Here is a 15738-nt window from a genome sequence, read left to right on the forward strand (position 1 = left end):
CCAGGAGACGTCATGCACACTCTGGACCTCGTCGTCATCGTGGGCTATCTGGTCCTCATGCCGGTGCTCGGCGTGTTGATCGCGGGCAGACAACGATCCTCGGCGGACTACTTCGTCGGCGGCCGCAACCTGCCGTGGTGGGCGGTCTGCTTCTCGGTCGTGGCCACGGAGACCTCCACGCTGACCGTGATCAGCGTGCCGACCGTCGCCTACCTGGGCTCGTTCACCTACCTCCAGCTGGCGATCGGCTATCTCATCGGTCGGATCGTGGTGGCCTTCGTCCTGCTGCCCCGGTACTACGCGGGAAACCTGGTCAGCGCCTATGCGTTCCTCGGGAAGCGCTTCGGACGAGGATTGCAGGGCACCGCGTCGGTGACCTTCATGGTGACCAGGCTCCTCGCCGACGGCGTGCGACTGTTCGCCACCTCCATCCCGGTGAAGCTGCTGTTGGACGCACTGGGCATGAACATCGCCTACTGGCAGATCATCCTGGGGCTGTCGCTGTTCACCGTCGTCTACACCTACCTGGGCGGCATCAAGGCGGTCATCTGGGTGGACGTGATCCAGATGACCGTCTACGTCGGCGGCGGGGTCGCGGCAGTCGGACTGCTGGCGAACGAACTCCCGGGCGACTGGTTCGGCGACGCCATGGAGGCGGGCAGGCTTCAACTGCTCGACTTCGGCTCGAACATCCTCACCAATCAGTACGCCTTCATCACCGCCGTCGTCGGCGGCGCGATCTTCGCGATGGCCTCGCACGGCGCCGATCAGCTCATGGTGCAGCGACTGCTGGCCTGCCGCGACGTGAAGGACAGTCAGAAGGCGTTGATCGCCAGCGGCGTCATCGTCTTCCTCCAGTTCGCGCTGTTCCTGCTGATCGGCGCGATGCTGTGGAGCTTCTACGGCGGCGCCGACCCGGCGGCGCTGGGGCTGGGCACCAACGACGAGCTGTTCCCGTCCTTCATCATCCAGGAGTTCCCGCCGGGGCTGGCCGGGCTGATGATCGCAGGGATCCTGGCCGCCGCGATGAGCACGCTGTCGTCCTCGCTGAACTCGCTGTCCACCTCCACCGTCTCGGATCTGTATCAACGCTTCACCAGGCGGCCGCTCTCCGACGCGACGATGCTGCGGCACGGCAAGGTCTGGACGATCATCTGGGCGCTCGTCTTCGTGGGCTTCGCCTCGATGTTCACCGCGACCTCGAACCCGGTGGTGGAGCTGGGTCTGAGCATCGCCAGCTACACCTACGGCGCCCTGCTCGGCGCCTTCGCGCTGGGCCTGCTGGTGCGCCGGGCCCGCCAGTCCGACGCCGTCGTCGCGTTCCTCACGACGATCGTCGTGGTCCTGTTCGTCGTGACCTTCGTACGGCTGCCCGGCGACGACGGCGAGCCGTCGCCGCTGGCCTTCCCGTGGTTCGCGCCGCTGGGCGTGGCGATCACGCTCCTGGTCGGCTGGCTGATGTCGCTGCGCGGTCCTCGGCCCGAGGCCGTCTCGCCGGAGCTCCCCCCGCGGCGCACGGGGCCGGGAGCGAGCGGACAGCCGACGGGCACGACGGCCGAGGCCGCCGAGGAGCCCGCCGAGGAGACGACCGAGAAGCGGAAGGGGGAGCCGGATCCGGTCGGCTGAGCGGCCGCCGCGCGACGAGCGGTGTGCGCAGGCACGGGGGCCGGTGTGCGTCCGGGGGCCGGTGTGCGTCCGGGGGGCGGTGTGCGTCCGGGGGGCGGTGTGCGCCTGCGCCGGGCGGCGGGCAGGATGACACGGATGAACAGCCAGGAGAACGCGGCCGAGCCGGACCTCGTGGTGCGCGACGCACCGGAACACGGTCGTTACGAGGCCTGGCTCGGCGCGGACCTCGCGGGCTTCGTCGACTACGCCGTAGACGGGACGGTGGTGTCGCTGTTGCACGCCGAGGTGGTCGAGCGGTTCGGCGGTCGGGGCGTCGGCGGCCGGATGGTCCGTCAGACCCTGGACGACGTGCGGGGGCGCGGGCTGCGGGTCCGACCGGTCTGCGGCTTCGTGGCGTCCTGGATCGCACGGCATCCCGACTACGCGGGTGTCGTGGCCGCACCGGAGCAGGAGTAGGGCCGGCGGTCGGGCGTGTCGGCGTCGCGGGCGGATTCCGGTGACGCGGCGGGCTCGTGTCGGTTGACTACGGGCACTCCCTTGCGATTCGCGGCTGTCTCGCCGATCAGGGCCCGCCCCCGCCGCGGGCTCCGACGATCCATTCGTGCCCGCCCGCCAGGTGCCCGATCAGTTCTTCGGTCTGTTCCGCGGTGAAGGCGATCTGGATGTTCTCCTCCTCGGTGAAGAACAACCCCAGGGACATCCGGCTGCGGTGAGGGGCGATGCGCAGGGCGACCGTGCCTCGCTCGGCGTGCGGGACGTCGAGGACGCCGGTGTCGCGAGCACGCAGCGCGGCGATCAGCTCCCCGATCGCGGCGGCGTCCAGGAGCACGGCGAAACGCGCGGTCGAGGCCAGTCGGAGGTACAGCAGTCGGCGATCCTCGGTCAGCTCGACCTGACTCGTGCAGTGTCCGGTCGTCAGGTCCTCACCCGTGACTCGACGGTAATAGGTGAAGGATCGCCGTGAATGCGCTGACATCGCCATCCTCACTTCTCCGCCGCAAAGCCCGGCGGTCCGATGGTTCGATCTTGTTTCCCGGGTCGAGCCACTGTGGCCGCCGGCGCTCACGCCGAAGAGCCTACGGGCTGGGCCACCCGTGCCGAAGGTCCGTGCATCGGGGTGAAATCATGTGCGATGGCACCTGGTGAGACAACCAGCTTGTCCGAAAATTTCAGCCAGACAAGTAGTTGACTGAACTTTTCGTGTGATTCACCCGATCGAGTGGCAGCACTCGACCCGGTCCTGTCCGTAAAGTCTCATCGGCGGCTCGACCGCCGCCCACTGGCGTGGTAGCGCGTCGCATTCGGAGGAAGGCGGTTCCCCGGCCCGGCACTCGCACGAAGTGCGGCGCCCGTGGCGAGCCCCGGTCTCGGTGATTCGGCATCGACGGAGTCTCCTCCGTCGAGGAGACGCGCCTGCCAGCGGAACGACCCCTCGTTGTTCTGCGTCTCGCCCAGTCGACAAGGAGGTACGGGTGGCAGCACCACCACGCGGCAACCCCACGGCACGACGACGTCAGCTCGCCCGCGAGCTTCGGCGACTGCGCGAGCAGGCTCAGCTGACCCTGGAGGCGGCGTCCCCGCTGTTGAACTTCTCCCCCGCGAAGCTGTCCAAGCTGGAGCGGGCCCAGCACGCCGCCCATCCCAACGACGTCACGGTGATGCTGCAGGCGTACAACGTCAGCGGCGAACGAGCCGACTCGCTCATCGCCCTGGCCAAGGAGGGCAGGCAGAAGGGCTGGTGGGAGATCTACGGCGATGCCGTGATCGACTGGTTCGAGGCCTATATCGGCCTGGAGTCGGACGCCACCTCCATTCACGCCTACGAGATCGACCTCGTCCCCGGACTGCTGCAGACCCAGGACTACGCCCGCTCGGTGATCCAGGTCTGGGAGAAGCCCACCGGGGAGGACGACGTCGTCAATCGACGCGCGCGACTGCGCACCGCGCGGCAGACCCGGCTCACCGAGGAGGAGCCGCTGGAGTTCCACGCGGTCATCGGTCAGGCCGCTCTCCATCAGCTCATCGGCGGCCCCGCGGTGATGCTCGCGCAGCTGGAGAGCCTCATCGCCAGCGCCGAGCTCGCCAACGTCACGGTCCAGGTGCTGCCCTTCTCCGCGGGCGCCCACAGCTCGCTGGGCACCGCCTACTCGATCCTGCGTTTCCCCGAGGGTGAGGACGACGTCGTCTACCTGGAGACGCTCTGCCGAGGTCTTTACGTGGAGGCACGCGACGACGTGGCTCGATACAACAGCAGCTTCGCGGATCTGCGCAGCACCGCGCTGAGCCCGGCGGATTCCGTCGAGTTGATGAGGAAGCTCGCCGCAGAGCTCACCGCCCACTCCTGAGATCGCCCCCAGCCTGCGACGCGGCAGGTGCGACGACGACATTCGCGACTTGTCGCTTCACACGACCGGGACACCCGTCGCGGATGGCACCACGAGGAGGACCCGAAAATGGGGCAGCTCTTTACCGCACGGACCTGGCGGAAGAGCAACCGCAGCAACGGCGCGGGAAACTGCGTCGAAGTCACCACGATCCGCGAGACGATCGGTGTGCGCGACTCGAAGAATCCCGACGGCCCGGTTCTGTGCTTCCCACTCGCCGAGTGGTCGGCATTCCTGGATCGGGTGGGCGAGAACTCGCGCGGCCGCGGATAGCCGAGGCCCGACGAGGCCCGTCCGGCCGGTCGGATCGGGCCGACGGCGGTTGTGCCGGGCGGCCGGGGCCGGGCTGGGCCGCCGGACAACGGCCGAGACCGGACGTCCCGGACCCGGCCTCGGCGCACGTCCGCGACTTGGGACCGCGGTACGGGACGACCGCCGCGCTGGACGCCGGTCGCTCGAGACGCACGGCCAAGGACGGACCGCCCGTGGTGGCGGGGCGAAGGTGTCGCACCGCCCGGTCCGACTGCGCGCCTAAGCCGGTTGCGGCCCGGCGCCGGGCGTCTTCGGCTGCTCGGTCGCCCCCGCCGCGACGGCGCGCCCCGCGTTCGCCGACTCCGCGTCGGCGTCGACGGACGCCCCCTCCGCACGGGGCGATCCGTCGCCGGAGTCTCCGTTTCCGGCAGACCCTGCGGCGAGGCCGGGTGCTCCGCCCGGCCTCGCACCGTCCGCCGCCCGGTCGTCCGACGCCGCGCCGCCCGCCGGCGGGTCGTCCGCCACCGCCGCACCGTCCGCCACAGGCGCGGTCCCGCCCGCGTCCGCCCCGATCCGCACCGCGTCGACCGACGCCCCCGTGGGGCGGACACGGCCCCGCAGCCGCTGCGAGATCACCGTGCTGATGCCGTCGCCCCGCATACTCACGCCGTACAGCGCGTCGGCGATCTCCATCGTGGGCTTCTGGTGGGTGATGATGAGCAGCTGCGAGGTCTCGCGAAGCTGTTCGAGGAGCCCGATCAGCCTGCGCAGGTTCGTGTCGTCCAGGGCGGCCTCGACCTCGTCCATCACGTAGAACGGCGACGGACGGGCCCGGAAGATCGCCACCAGCATCGCCACGGCCGTCAGCGACTTCTCGCCGCCGGAGAGCAGAGAAAGCCGCTTGACCTTCTTACCGGGCGGCCGCGCCTCCACGTCGACACCGGTGGTCAGCATGTCGTCGGGCTCGGTCAGCACCAGCCTGCCCTCGCCGCCGGGGAACAGGGTGCCGAAGACGATCTCGAACTCCCTGGCCACGTCGACGTAGGCGGTGGAGAAGACCTCGAGGATGCGCTCGTCGACGTCCTTGATCACCGTGAGCAGGTCTCGGCGGGTGGCCTTGAGATCCTCCAGCTGGGTGGACAGGAAGCGGTAGCGCTCCTCCAGCGCCGCGAACTCCTCCAACGCCAGCGGATTGACCTTGCCCAACAGCGCGAGATCCCGCTCGGCGCGCTTGGCCCGACGCTCCTGGGTGTCCCGGTCGAAGGGGATCGGCGCCGGGGCGGTCACCTCCTCGCCGCGTTCCCGTGCCGCCTCGTACTCGGCGGTCTCCGCCGCGCTCGGCGGCACGCCGACATCGGGTCCGTACTCGGCGGCGAGGTCTTCCAGCCCGATGCCGAAGTCCTCGGCGATCTTGGTCTCGAGCTGCTCCAGCCGCAGCCGTCGCTCGGCGCGCAGGACCTCGTCGCGGTGCACCGCGTCGGTCAGCTTCTCCAGCACGGCGGTCAGCTCGCGCGCGTGGTTGCGCACCGCCGTCAACGCCTGCTCCCGGTCGGCGCGGGCGGCCTGGGCGGCATCCCGCTCGTGGACGGCACGGCTCAATGAGACGGCGATCCGCCCGGCGGCCGTCTCGCCCGCGTCGACGACCGCCTTCGCCACGGCGGCACCGCGGCTCCGCGCCGCCCGAGCCGCCGCGAGCCGCGTCCGATTCTCCCGCTCGATCCGCGCCGCCCTGCGCAGCTGTTCGGCGCGGCCCTGCACGGACCGGGCCCGTTCCTCGGCCGTCCGCTGGACGAGCCGGGCGTCCATCTCGCGCTGCCGGGCCGTGCCGACGGCCTCGGCCGCCGCCTCCCGCTCGTCGGTGTCCGGCTCATGCTCCAGCGGCTCGGACTCGACCGCGGACAGCCGGTCCTCCGATTCCGCCAGGCCGCGCAGCGTCTGCTCGTGCGCGGACTCCACCTTGGCGCGGCGGGCCCGCAGCTGCTCCGCCTCGGTGCGTGCGGACTTCGCGACCTGACCGAGCCTGCTCAGCCGCTCGGTGCTGCGGGCCTTGCGCACCTTGGCCTCGTTGACCGACTCCTGCGCGGCCCGCACCGCCTCCCGGCGGTCCCGCTCCTCGGCCCGCGCGCCGTCCAACGCCGCCGAGTGGGCCGCCAGCCTGTCCTGCGCCGCCGCCAGCTCCCGGCGGGCGTCGTCCACCGCCGCCTGCACCTCGATGACGCTCTGATCCCGGCCGGAGCCGCCCGAGGCGAAGTCCACACCGAGGACGTCACCCTCCGGGGTCACCGCCCGCAGGCCGGGAAGATCGGCGACCAGCGACTTCGCCGCGGCGAGATCGGCGACGACGACGATCTTGTCCAGTGCCCGCAGCACGGCGGGCCGCAACGTCTGCGGAGCACCGACCAGGTCGGCCGCCCACCGCGCGCCACGGGGCAGCTCCGGCCGGGCATCAGCCGCGACGGGCGGCGCACCGCCGATGAGCAGCCCCGCCCGACCGGTGTCCTCGGACTTCAGCAGCTCCAATGCCACCAGCGCGTCGTCGAGCCCGGCCAGCGCGACCGCGTCGGCGACCGGGCCGAGCGCTGCCGCCAGCGCCACCTCGGCGCCGGGCTCCACGGTCAGCAGCGCGGCCACCGATCCGAGCAGGCCCGGCAGGCGTTCCCCCGCCGCGAGCAGCGCCCCCGCACCGTCCTTGCGGGACAACCCCAATGACAAGGCGTCGACCCGCGCGGTCCAGGCGGCGATGTCCCGTTCGGCGCCGCGTTCGGCGGCCACCAGCTCCGCGACCCGCTCCCTGGCCTGCTCCCGCTCGGCGGCCGCCGACCGGTGCAGCTCGCCGAGGTCCGCGTCATCGGTGTCCTGGCCGTCGTCGACGGCCTGCTGCTCCTCGAACTCCCTGGTGGCCGCGGCCGCCTTGTCCTCGGCCTCGGCCAGCGCCGTGGAGAGCCGTTCGATCTCCTCCTCGGTGGACGCCGCCTTGCTGCGCAGCACCTCCACCTGCCCGGCGAGCCTGGCCAGGCCCTCCCGCCGGTCGGCGATGGCACGCGCGGCGGCGACGTGCGCCTGCTCGACGGTCTTGAGCCGCTGTTCGGCCAGGCCCCTGGCCTCCACCGCGTCGGAGAGGTCGAAGCGAGCCTGTTCGAGCACCTCGGCGAGTTCGACCTCCGTCTCGGCGGCCTCCTCCGCCTCCGCCTCCAGCTCCTCCGGGTCGCGCCCGCCGCGCGGGCCCTCCAGCGGCGCGGTGAGGTGTCGGTACCGCTCGGCGGCCAGCCGCACGGTGCCGCGCAGCCGCTCCTCCAGCGAGGAGAGCCGGTACCAGGTGTCCTGAGCGGCGTTGAGTCTCGGCGCGTCCTGCGCCAGCTGTTCCTCCAAGGCGGTCTGCTCCGCCTGGGCGACCTGGAGGGAGCGCTCCACCTCGGTACGGCGGGCGCGGACGGAGGCCTCGTCGGCCTCGTCCCTGGCCAGGTCGACGCGAGCCGTGACGAGGTCGTCGGCGATGAGCCGCAGTCGGGCGTCCCGCAGATCCGACTGGACCGCCTGCGCGCGCCTGGCGATCTCGGCCTGCTTGCCGAGCGGCTTGAGCTGTCGGCGCAGCTCGGCGGTGAGGTCGGTGAGTCGCGTCAGGTTGGCCTGCATCGCGTCGAGCTTCCGCAGCGCCTTCTCCTTGCGCTTGCGGTGCTTCAGGACGCCCGCGGCCTCCTCGATGAACGCGCGCCGCTCCTCCGGCTTGGACTCCAGGATCGAGGCGAGCTGTCCCTGTCCGACGATGACGTGCATCTCGCGGCCGATGCCGGAGTCCGACAGGAGCTCCTGGATGTCGAGCAGCCTGCACGAGTCGCCGTTGATCTCGTACTCGGTGGCGCCCTCGCGGAACATCCGCCGCGTGATGGAGACCTCGGTGTACTCGATCGGCAGGGCTCCGTCGGAGTTGTCGATCGTCAGCGTCACCTCGGCGCGCCCGAGCGGGGCCCGACCGGAGGTTCCCGCGAAGATGACGTCCTCCATCTTCGCGCCGCGCAGTGCCTTGGCGCCCTTCTCGCCCATCACCCAGGTCAGCGCGTCCAGCACGTTGGACTTGCCGGAGCCGTTGGGACCGACCACGCAGGTGATGCCCGGTTCGAACCGCAGGGTGGTAGCCGAGGCGAAGGACTTGAAGCCCTTGAGCGTCAGGCTCTTCAGGTGCACGGCTCGGTCATCCCTCCACGGTCCTCGCCCCGGCAGGACGGCTGCGGGTACGACCGACGAGCGTACTCATCGAGACTGGTCAGCCCCCGCACGCGGCGGCCGGACACGCCCCGACGCCCGATGAGGCGATCACCGTGGTGAGATCGTCAGCCGGCCCGTCACTCCTCGGTGTCCGCATGACGGCGGGCGAGGTCACCGTGTGTCAGGGCGGGCGGCCGAGCCTCAGCCGATCGCGCCCGCGATGATGAGGATGATGCCGAGCGGCACGGCCGCGAAGATGCCGATGCGCATGATCTTGTGCGTAGTGGTACGGGCCGCGCGCAGCTCCTCCTCACTGCGGGTGGAGATGATGAAGTGCCCCTTCTCCGGCCTGGCGATCGACAGCTCGCCCCGGCGGTCGTTGACCTCGCCGAGCACGTACAGCCGCTGCCCGGGGCGGACCACCCATTCGGTGTATCGGTGGCCGATCGTTCCGCCGCTGCCCGCCATCCGGCTGCCCACCAGGCGCACGAGGGCCGAGCCGAGTCCGCCGCCGCCCTCCGCGACGCCGCCTCGGGCGGGCTCGTAGCTCTTGAGGACCTGCTCCGGCTGGTCCGGCTTGAGCCCGTTCGGCTCGACCAGGATCAGCTCGCCCGCGTCGTCGCGGATCGCGTAGCCCTGCTCCGAGGAGTGGTCGACGAGCTGTTCGGTCCGCTTGGAGACGTGTCGACGGTTGTCCCGGACGGTGACGTGCTCGTACTCCCGCTCGATGCGGTAGCGGAACCACACGCACTCGGTGCCGGTCAGCTCGGACTTCAGTGAACCGGTCGGCAGCGGCTCCGCCGCGCCCACCACCTCGCACTCCTTGCGGAACGAACCCTGTCCGCCGACGTCGTCGGAGGCCTTGCGCAGCATCTTCAGCTCGGACACCGGGAGCGTCTCCGCGGCGATCATCGCGTGCAGCTCACTGCGGGCATGCGACATCCCGAAGAAGGCGATCACCGCGACGAGCAGCAGACCGATTCCGATGAAGATCATTCTCGACCCTTCGCTTCCTGTCGGAGATCGCCGGCCCGCTGATCGGCGGGCCGAGCGGCTTCACCCTAGGGGTTCGGCCCCGGTGACGTCGCCGGCTTGGCGGAAGGCGACGACGCTTCGATATCCGACGGTGACGGACGTGTGGTCATCGCAACCCGTCATGCCGATCGGCCTCTCGGCCGCACCGGCGGCCCAGGGCGGACGGCTCTGCACCGACCGGTCGGTGATCGAGCACACCGCGGCGCGCTCCGGGCACCTGTTCCGCGCTGCCCTCTGCCTCCGCCCTCTGCCCCGCCTCGCGCCGCGAGCATGGTCCTGCTCGCGCGTCGCCGCGCCGGTCCTCGCAGGTCGCCGCGCAGGCCACCGGAGACGGGAGGCGGGAGGGCCCGCCGCGCTCGACGCCAAGGCGGGACGGCGCAGGCGGCCTGCTCCGTTCGGCAGCGGCCCGCGCCGCGGCGAGCCGACGGGAGCTCGACGTCGGCACGGCGTCGACGCCCGCGAAGGGGCGACGGCGGATCTGATCCGGCCCGGCGCGCGGTCGCCGTCAGCGTTCCTCGAAGCCCGGCCCGACGCCCTCGACCACGGTCCAGAGCGGGACGACGGTGTCGACGACGCCCGGCGACTCCCCGGAGCGCAGCAGGTCGAGCAGGCGGCGGCCCGAAGCGCGCGGACCCTCGGCGACGACGGCGACCCGGCCGTCGGCGAGGTTCTCCGCGTAACCGGACAGACCGAGTTCCAGGGCACGGCAGCGCGTCCACCAGCGGAAGCCCACCCCCTGCACCCGGCCCGCCACCCAGGCCGTCAGCCTGGCCTCGTCCCTCTCGTCGTCGGCGGCGGCCGAGCCCGCCGACGAGTCGGCCGCCGCGTCCGTCCCGGAGTCAGTGGTCATCCGGCCATCGTCGCGTATCCGGGTCCGCGCCGCGACGACCGAGGGCGGACGTCCCGGCCGAGACCGCCGCGGTCGACTCGGACGGTCCGCCCTCGGCGGCACCGCGGACGTTGTAAGGCCAGGCCGCGTCGGTCGACGCCGACGGCGGTCCGGGGGCGGCGGCCCGGGGGCGGCGCCGGGTGCGGGGGACGCTCGTGTCTCGACGTCACCCCCTGCGGCGGCGCACTGGCCGTGGCGACGAAGGGACGTCGACTGTGTCGTCGATCATGGTGCCCGCCGCCCCGGCGATCACCACACCTCACGAGCGTCCGAGGTCCGAGACCGGCACACGCCGACCGCGCCGGGCGACGCCGAAGCACTGTTCGCCATCTCGGCCTCCTGGTACCGTCTCCGCCCGTGGTCCACCCCCGGAGCAGACGCCTCGGCACGGTCGTCGGCCTACTGTCCATGGTGGCCGGAGCAGTCGCGGCCGGGACGCTGTCCATGACCACGGCGACACCCTCGGTCGTCGCCGGTGCCGACTCGGCCGCCGGAGTCCCGCACTCCCCGACTCCGCCGTACTTACCCAGCGGTGCCGCGGCCCCGTCGTGGGAGTCCGAGCCGCCCGCACCGAGCACGACCGAACCCACCTCTCCCACCCCGAGCACCACCACGGAGCCCCCGGCCCCCACGACGACGGACGACGTCGAACCGGAACCCGTCACCGAGGAGACGCCCGCACCGCCGTCGCCGACGACGCCGCCCCCTCCGGAGCCGACACAGCCCCTCGCGGGGCAGTCTCCCGAGGCCGCGGAGGTCGTGACGCTGGCCAATGAGGCCCGCGCGGCGGAGGGCTGCGGTGCACTACGGTTCGACGACCGGCTGTTCACCGCCGCGCAACGGCACAGCAGTGACATGGCAAGCCGGGACTACTTCTCTCATGAGTCGCCCGAGGGCACGAGTTTCGTGGATCGCGCGATCGCGGCCGGTCATCCCAGCCCCGCCGCGGAGAACATCGCGATGGGCGCCCGCAGCGCCGACCAGGTGATGCGGATGTGGCTCGACTCCCCCGGCCACCGGGGGAACATCCTCAACTGCGATCTGACCACGATCGGAGTGGGGTTGGACACTGACGGCTGGTACTGGACACAAGTATTCGGACGGTGAAAGACGTGCGGGAAGACCGCCGGGACGACATCGAACGCAAGAAGGCCCCACCGACCGTGCTGCTCGCCGCCGCGGGCGTGGTGACCGCCACCGCGTTCGCGACCATCGCGTCGCTGGGCATCGGCACGCCGGACGCCCAGGACGGCGAGCCGATCATCCGTGAGGACGTCGTCTCCCGCGATGACGCGACCATCCCCGGCAGCTCGTCGGGCACCCCCACCGAGTCGGGCACCGCGACCACCGACGCCGCCTCCGACGACGTCGACGACATCGACGCCGACCAGGTCGACGGCGACGCCGGGGACCAGCCCGCGGACGGCGAGACCGAGGACGGGGTCACCAGGCCGACCCGCCCGACGGGCGAGGGCGACGGCGGCAACGGCGGCGGCACCAGCGACCCCGGTGGCACCACCAACCCTGGCGGGAACGACGACGGCGGCGGGGGTCCGACCGAGCCGACCACGCCGCCCACGTCGCCGCCGAAGACCACGACGCCTCCCCCCACCACGACTCCGGATCCGCCGGAGCCGCCGGAGCAGCCCGGTCCCCCGGAGCAGCCCGATCCGCCGGAGGACACCTCGCCCCCGCCGATCTCCTCCGGTGTCCCCTCCACCGAGCCCTCGGACCCGAGTGCCGGTCCGACGTCGACCTCGGGCGACCCGCTGTACGGGCCTTCGGCCTGACCATCGCCTGATCGTTCTGCTGCGCGGCCGGTCGTCCCCTGCCCGGGACGACCGGCCTCGTCGTCGCGGGCACCAGGCGGCGACCAGGGCCGCTCGCTCGGAGAATCCGTCGGGGCGTCTTCCTCCGCAGCGTGACCGGCTTCGGCGTCACGGACCGGTCGACTCAGCACGGTCGCCGATCCTGACGGTCGGCGGCCCGAGCCGCGAACACGACCGGCACCCGAGTCGAATCACAGCTCGAACCGGTAGCCCATCCCGGCCTCCGTACGCAGATGACGCGGACTGCCCGGGTCCGGTTCCAGCTTGCGCCGCAGCTGTGCAAGGTAGACGCGCAGGTAGTGGTTCTCGGCGGGATAACCGGGCCCCCATACCTCGTGGAGCAGCTGCTGCCTGCTCACCAGTCGTCCCCGATTCCGTACCAGCACCTCCAACACGCCCCATTCGGTCGGCGTGAGGTGGACGGGGCTGCCGTCCCGGTAGACCTGTCTGGCGGCCAGGTCGACGGTGAACGACGCGGTGCGGACCACCGGTTCGTCCGCCTCGCCCGCTCCCGCTCGGCGGACCGCCGCGCGCAGCCTGGCAAGCAGCTCGTCCATGCCGAAGGGTTTGGTGACGTAGTCGTCGGCGCCCACGTCCAAGGCCCGCACCTTGTCACCGGACTCGGTCCGAGCGGACAGCACGATGATCGGCACCCGGCTCCAGCCACGCAGGCCCTCGATGACGGTCGTGCCGTCGAGATCGGGCAGACCGAGGTCCAGCAGGACCACGTCCGGTCTGCCGGAGGCGGCCGTCCGCAATGCGCTCGTCCCGTCGTGAGCGGTCAGCACGGCATAGCCGTGCGCGATGAGATTGATCCGCAGTGCCCGGACCAACGCCTTCTCATCATCGACCACGAGCACCGTCGTCATCGGTCCGTCCGCTCCGTCGCCATGGGCAGGGAGATGACCACGGTGAAACCGCCGCCGGGAGTGTCCTCCGCGCGGATCGTGCCGCCCATGGCCGACAGGAACCCTCGGGCCACGCTGAGCCCCAGACCCAGTCCTGGCCGTGAGTCCCGATCTCCCAGCCGTTGGAACGGGGCGAAGACCTCCTCGGCGGAGCCGCCGGGAACGCCGGGGCCCGTGTCGACCACCCACAGCTCGGCACGGTCGCCGTACACGCTGGCGCGCACCGCCACCTCCGGCGAACGGCCGCCCCGGCCGTACCGGAGTGCGTTGTCGATGACATTGGCCACCGCCCGCTCCAACAGGCCGATGTCCGCGGCGACGTCGGGCAGGCTCTCCTCGATCTCGACACGCACCGTCTCTCGTTCCTCCATCCCCGCCAGCGCGGCGAAGACCACCTCGTCGTAGCCGATCCGCTCGATGCGGGGTGCGACGGCACCGGTGGCCAGGCGGGAGGAGTCCAGCAGATTGGCGACGAGTGCGGCGAGCCGATCGGTCGCACCGTCGATCACGGCGAGCAGCTCCGCGGTGTCGACGTCGGAGAGGTTCAGCGAGGGATCACGCAGGCCGGCCAGCGAGGTCTTCACTGTGGTCAGGGGCGTTCTCAGGTCATGACCGAGAGCAGACAGCAGGGCGGTGCGCAGCCCGGTGGCGTCCGCCCTTCGCTGCGCCGCCGATGTCTCGGCAGCCATCCGCTGCTGGCGCAGGGCCACGAGCGCCTGCCGTGCGGCGGCCTCCAACACGAGCTGATCCTCGGCGGGCAGTATCCGGCCGCGAAGCACGAGACGGATCTCCGGTGTCACCACGACCTCGCTCGTCACCTCATCGCCGACGTCTCCTCTTCCGTCGCCGCTTGTGAGCCCGCCGAGAGGGGGGCCGTCGGAACGGTCCGATCGACCGACCCGGCCGGAACCACTCTCGTGTGCGGCCTCCACGCCTCGGGAGCTCTCGGGCCCGCTCGAGCCGACCTCGACCCATTCGGCGCCGCGATGCTCCAGCATCGCCACCGAACTCATGCCGAAGTTCTCCCTGATCTCCTCCAGGAGCCGTACCGCGGGCTCGGGGTGGGTGAGCACCGTGCGTGCGTACGAGGCGAGCAGTACCGACTCGGCGCGAGAACGGCCTGCCTGGGCCGCCAGCCGCGCGGCCCGGTCGACGACGAGCGCGACCATCACCGCGACGGCCACCATCACCACCAGTGTGATCCCCTGCTCGCGGGGCGAGACCGTCAACGAGAACTGTGGTGCGGTCAGGAAGTAGGTGAACAGCAGGCCCGACACACCCGCCGCGCACAGGGCGGGTCCGAGGCCGCCCACCAAGGCGACGATCACGATCACGAGCAGGAAGCCCACCACGTCGGTGGAGAGGTCGACGGCGGGCCTCAGCAGCAGGCCGAGGCAGGTGATCAGGCCCGGCAGCAGTACCGCGAGCGCCCAACTCAGCGCGCGGCGCCTGCCGGTGATCGGTGTCATCCGACCCCGTCCGCCCTCGCCTGCGTGGGGGTGGGTGACGATGTGGACGTCGATCGAGCCGGATTCGCGCACCAGCGCGGCGCCGATGCCCTCGTCCCACAGCCGGGCGGCACGCGAGCGGCGGGAACTGCCCAGGACGAGCTGCATCGCGTCCACGCCTCTGGCGAAGTCGAGGAGTGCCGAGGCCACGTCGTCGCCCACCACGACGTGGAAGGTGGCCCCGAGGTCGACGGCGAGCTGCCGGTATCGTGCCAGCGCGCCGGGCTTGGTGGCGCTGAGGCCGTCGCCGCGCAGTGCGTGCACGACGAGCAGCTCCGCACCCGCCCGGTTGGCGATTCGTCGGGCGCGCCGGATCAGGGTCTCGCTCTCCTGTCCTCCGGTGATCGACACCACGACCCGTTCCCTCGTCTCCCAGGTCTCGGTGATGTGCTGGTCCGCGCGGTATCGGCGCAGGGCGACCTCGACCTGGTCCGCGACCCACAGCAGCGCCAGCTCACGCAGGGCGCCCAGGTTGCCCGGCCGGAAGAAGTTCGCCAGCGCCGCGTCGACGCGGTCCGCCGCGTAGACGTTGCCGTGTGCCATCCGGCGCCGAAGTGCCTCTGGAGTGATGTCGACCAGTTCGACCTGTTCGGCGGCCCGCACCACCTCGTCGGGCACGGTCTCCCGCTGGCGGGTCTTGGTGATCGTCTCGACGACGTCGTTGAGGCTTTCCAGATGCTGGATGTTGACGGTGGTGAGGACGTCGATGCCCGCCGCGAGCAGCTCCTCGACGTCCTCCCAGCGCCGCGCGTTGCGTGAGCCGGGCACGTTGGTGTGTGCCAGCTCGTCCACCAGCACGATCTCGGGGGCCCTGGCGAGCACGGCGTCCACGTCGAGTTCGGTCAGCTCGCATCCCTGGTAGGTGATCCTGCGCCGGGGCACCTGCTCGATGCCCTCGGTGCGAGCCTCGGTGAGGGCTCGGCCGTGGCTCTCCACGAAACCGATCACCACGTCCGCGCCCCGCTCCCGCCTGCGGGCCGCCTCGCCCAGCATGGCGTAGGTCTTGCCGACGCCTGCCGCCGCACCGAGGTAGACACGCAGTTCCCCTCGGCGCGGCGCCCCGGAGCGTCGCCCCGCCTGCTGGGCATCGCGTCCCGACACCGA

At 71.6% G+C, this 15738-nt stretch carries 12 protein-coding genes; 6 read left to right on the forward strand and 6 right to left on the reverse strand.

Annotated elements, in window-relative coordinates; genetic code table 11:
* Window positions 1–12: 12 nt before the first annotated feature.
* Entirely contained in the window at window positions 13–1626 is a 1614-nt protein-coding gene (locus AHOG_RS23525; protein WP_093943278.1) for a sodium:solute symporter, read from the forward strand.
* Between the two features lie 135 nt (window positions 1627–1761).
* The gene (locus tag AHOG_RS23530) at window positions 1762–2082 is read left to right on the forward strand and encodes a GNAT family N-acetyltransferase (protein ID WP_093943279.1); all 321 of its coding nucleotides are present in this window, start codon (window positions 1762–1764) and stop codon (window positions 2080–2082) included.
* Between the two features lie 106 nt (window positions 2083–2188).
* Here AHOG_RS23530 and AHOG_RS23535 read toward each other — a convergent pair whose 3' ends face one another.
* A complete protein-coding gene (locus AHOG_RS23535; RefSeq protein WP_157737017.1) occupies window positions 2189–2602 on the reverse strand; it encodes a hypothetical protein in 414 nt (137 codons plus the stop codon).
* 496 nt (window positions 2603–3098) lie between these two features.
* Here AHOG_RS23535 and AHOG_RS23540 point away from each other — a divergent pair, with 496 nt between their 5' ends.
* On the forward strand, window positions 3099–3971 hold the full coding sequence (locus tag AHOG_RS23540) for a helix-turn-helix domain-containing protein (protein ID WP_157737018.1): 873 nt from the start codon (window positions 3099–3101) through the stop codon (window positions 3969–3971).
* Between the two features lie 108 nt (window positions 3972–4079).
* Window positions 4080–4283: a DUF397 domain-containing protein gene (locus tag AHOG_RS23545; RefSeq protein WP_093943282.1), complete on the forward strand. Its 204-nt coding sequence runs from the start codon at window positions 4080–4082 to the stop codon at window positions 4281–4283.
* 258 nt (window positions 4284–4541) lie between these two features.
* On the opposite strand, the gene smc is transcribed toward AHOG_RS23545, so the two are convergent.
* The 3 genes from smc to AHOG_RS23560 form a co-directional block, all read right to left on the reverse strand.
* On the reverse strand, window positions 4542–8444 hold the full coding sequence (smc, locus tag AHOG_RS23550) for a chromosome segregation protein SMC (protein ID WP_211290481.1): 3903 nt from the start codon (window positions 8442–8444) through the stop codon (window positions 4542–4544).
* Window positions 8445–8666: 222 nt separating this feature from the next.
* Window positions 8667–9461, reverse strand: a complete 795-nt coding sequence (locus AHOG_RS23555) for a GIDE domain-containing protein (protein WP_093943283.1) — start codon at window positions 9459–9461, stop codon at window positions 8667–8669.
* Window positions 9462–10005: 544 nt separating this feature from the next.
* Window positions 10006–10350 (reverse strand): acylphosphatase, encoded by a 345-nt coding sequence (locus tag AHOG_RS23560; protein ID WP_093943284.1) that lies wholly within the window; start codon window positions 10348–10350, stop codon window positions 10006–10008.
* A gap of 798 nt (window positions 10351–11148) precedes the next feature.
* On the opposite strand from AHOG_RS23560, the gene AHOG_RS30140 reads away from it, so the two are divergent.
* Both AHOG_RS30140 and AHOG_RS23570 read left to right on the forward strand, forming a co-directional pair.
* Window positions 11149–11496, forward strand: a complete 348-nt coding sequence (locus AHOG_RS30140; protein WP_093944744.1) for a CAP domain-containing protein — start codon at window positions 11149–11151, stop codon at window positions 11494–11496.
* A 5-nt stretch (window positions 11497–11501) separates the two neighbouring features.
* Entirely contained in the window at window positions 11502–12179 is a 678-nt protein-coding gene (locus AHOG_RS23570; RefSeq protein ID WP_093943285.1) for a hypothetical protein, read from the forward strand.
* A 230-nt stretch (window positions 12180–12409) separates the two neighbouring features.
* On the opposite strand, the gene AHOG_RS23575 is transcribed toward AHOG_RS23570, so the two are convergent.
* Window positions 12410–13087 (reverse strand): response regulator, encoded by a 678-nt coding sequence (locus AHOG_RS23575; protein ID WP_093943286.1) that lies wholly within the window; start codon window positions 13085–13087, stop codon window positions 12410–12412.
* Complete coding sequence (locus AHOG_RS23580; RefSeq protein ID WP_245857077.1) at window positions 13084–15735, reverse strand: DUF4118 domain-containing protein; 2652 nt, start codon at window positions 15733–15735, stop codon at window positions 13084–13086. Before AHOG_RS23580 ends, AHOG_RS23575 begins: the two co-directional genes overlap by 4 nt.
* Window positions 15736–15738 lie beyond the last annotated feature (3 nt).

The organism is Actinoalloteichus hoggarensis, assembly GCF_002234535.1.
GTDB classification, from domain to species: domain Bacteria; phylum Actinomycetota; class Actinomycetes; order Mycobacteriales; family Pseudonocardiaceae; genus Actinoalloteichus_A; species Actinoalloteichus_A hoggarensis.

Coding starts and splice junctions, on each gene's coding strand:
- AHOG_RS23525 (WP_093943278.1), top strand. CDS start 13: ATGCACACTCTGGACCTCGTCGTCATCGTGGGCTATCTGGTCCTCATG.
- AHOG_RS23530 (WP_093943279.1), top strand. CDS start 1,762: ATGAACAGCCAGGAGAACGCGGCCGAGCCGGACCTCGTGGTGCGCGAC.
- AHOG_RS23575 (WP_093943286.1), bottom strand. CDS start 13,087: ATGACGACGGTGCTCGTGGTCGATGATGAGAAGGCGTTGGTCCGGGCA.
- AHOG_RS23560 (WP_093943284.1), bottom strand. CDS start 10,350: ATGACCACTGACTCCGGGACGGACGCGGCGGCCGACTCGTCGGCGGGC.
- AHOG_RS23535 (WP_157737017.1), bottom strand. CDS start 2,602: ATGTCAGCGCATTCACGGCGATCCTTCACCTATTACCGTCGAGTCACG.
- AHOG_RS23545 (WP_093943282.1), top strand. CDS start 4,080: ATGGGGCAGCTCTTTACCGCACGGACCTGGCGGAAGAGCAACCGCAGC.
- AHOG_RS23555 (WP_093943283.1), bottom strand. CDS start 9,461: ATGATCTTCATCGGAATCGGTCTGCTGCTCGTCGCGGTGATCGCCTTC.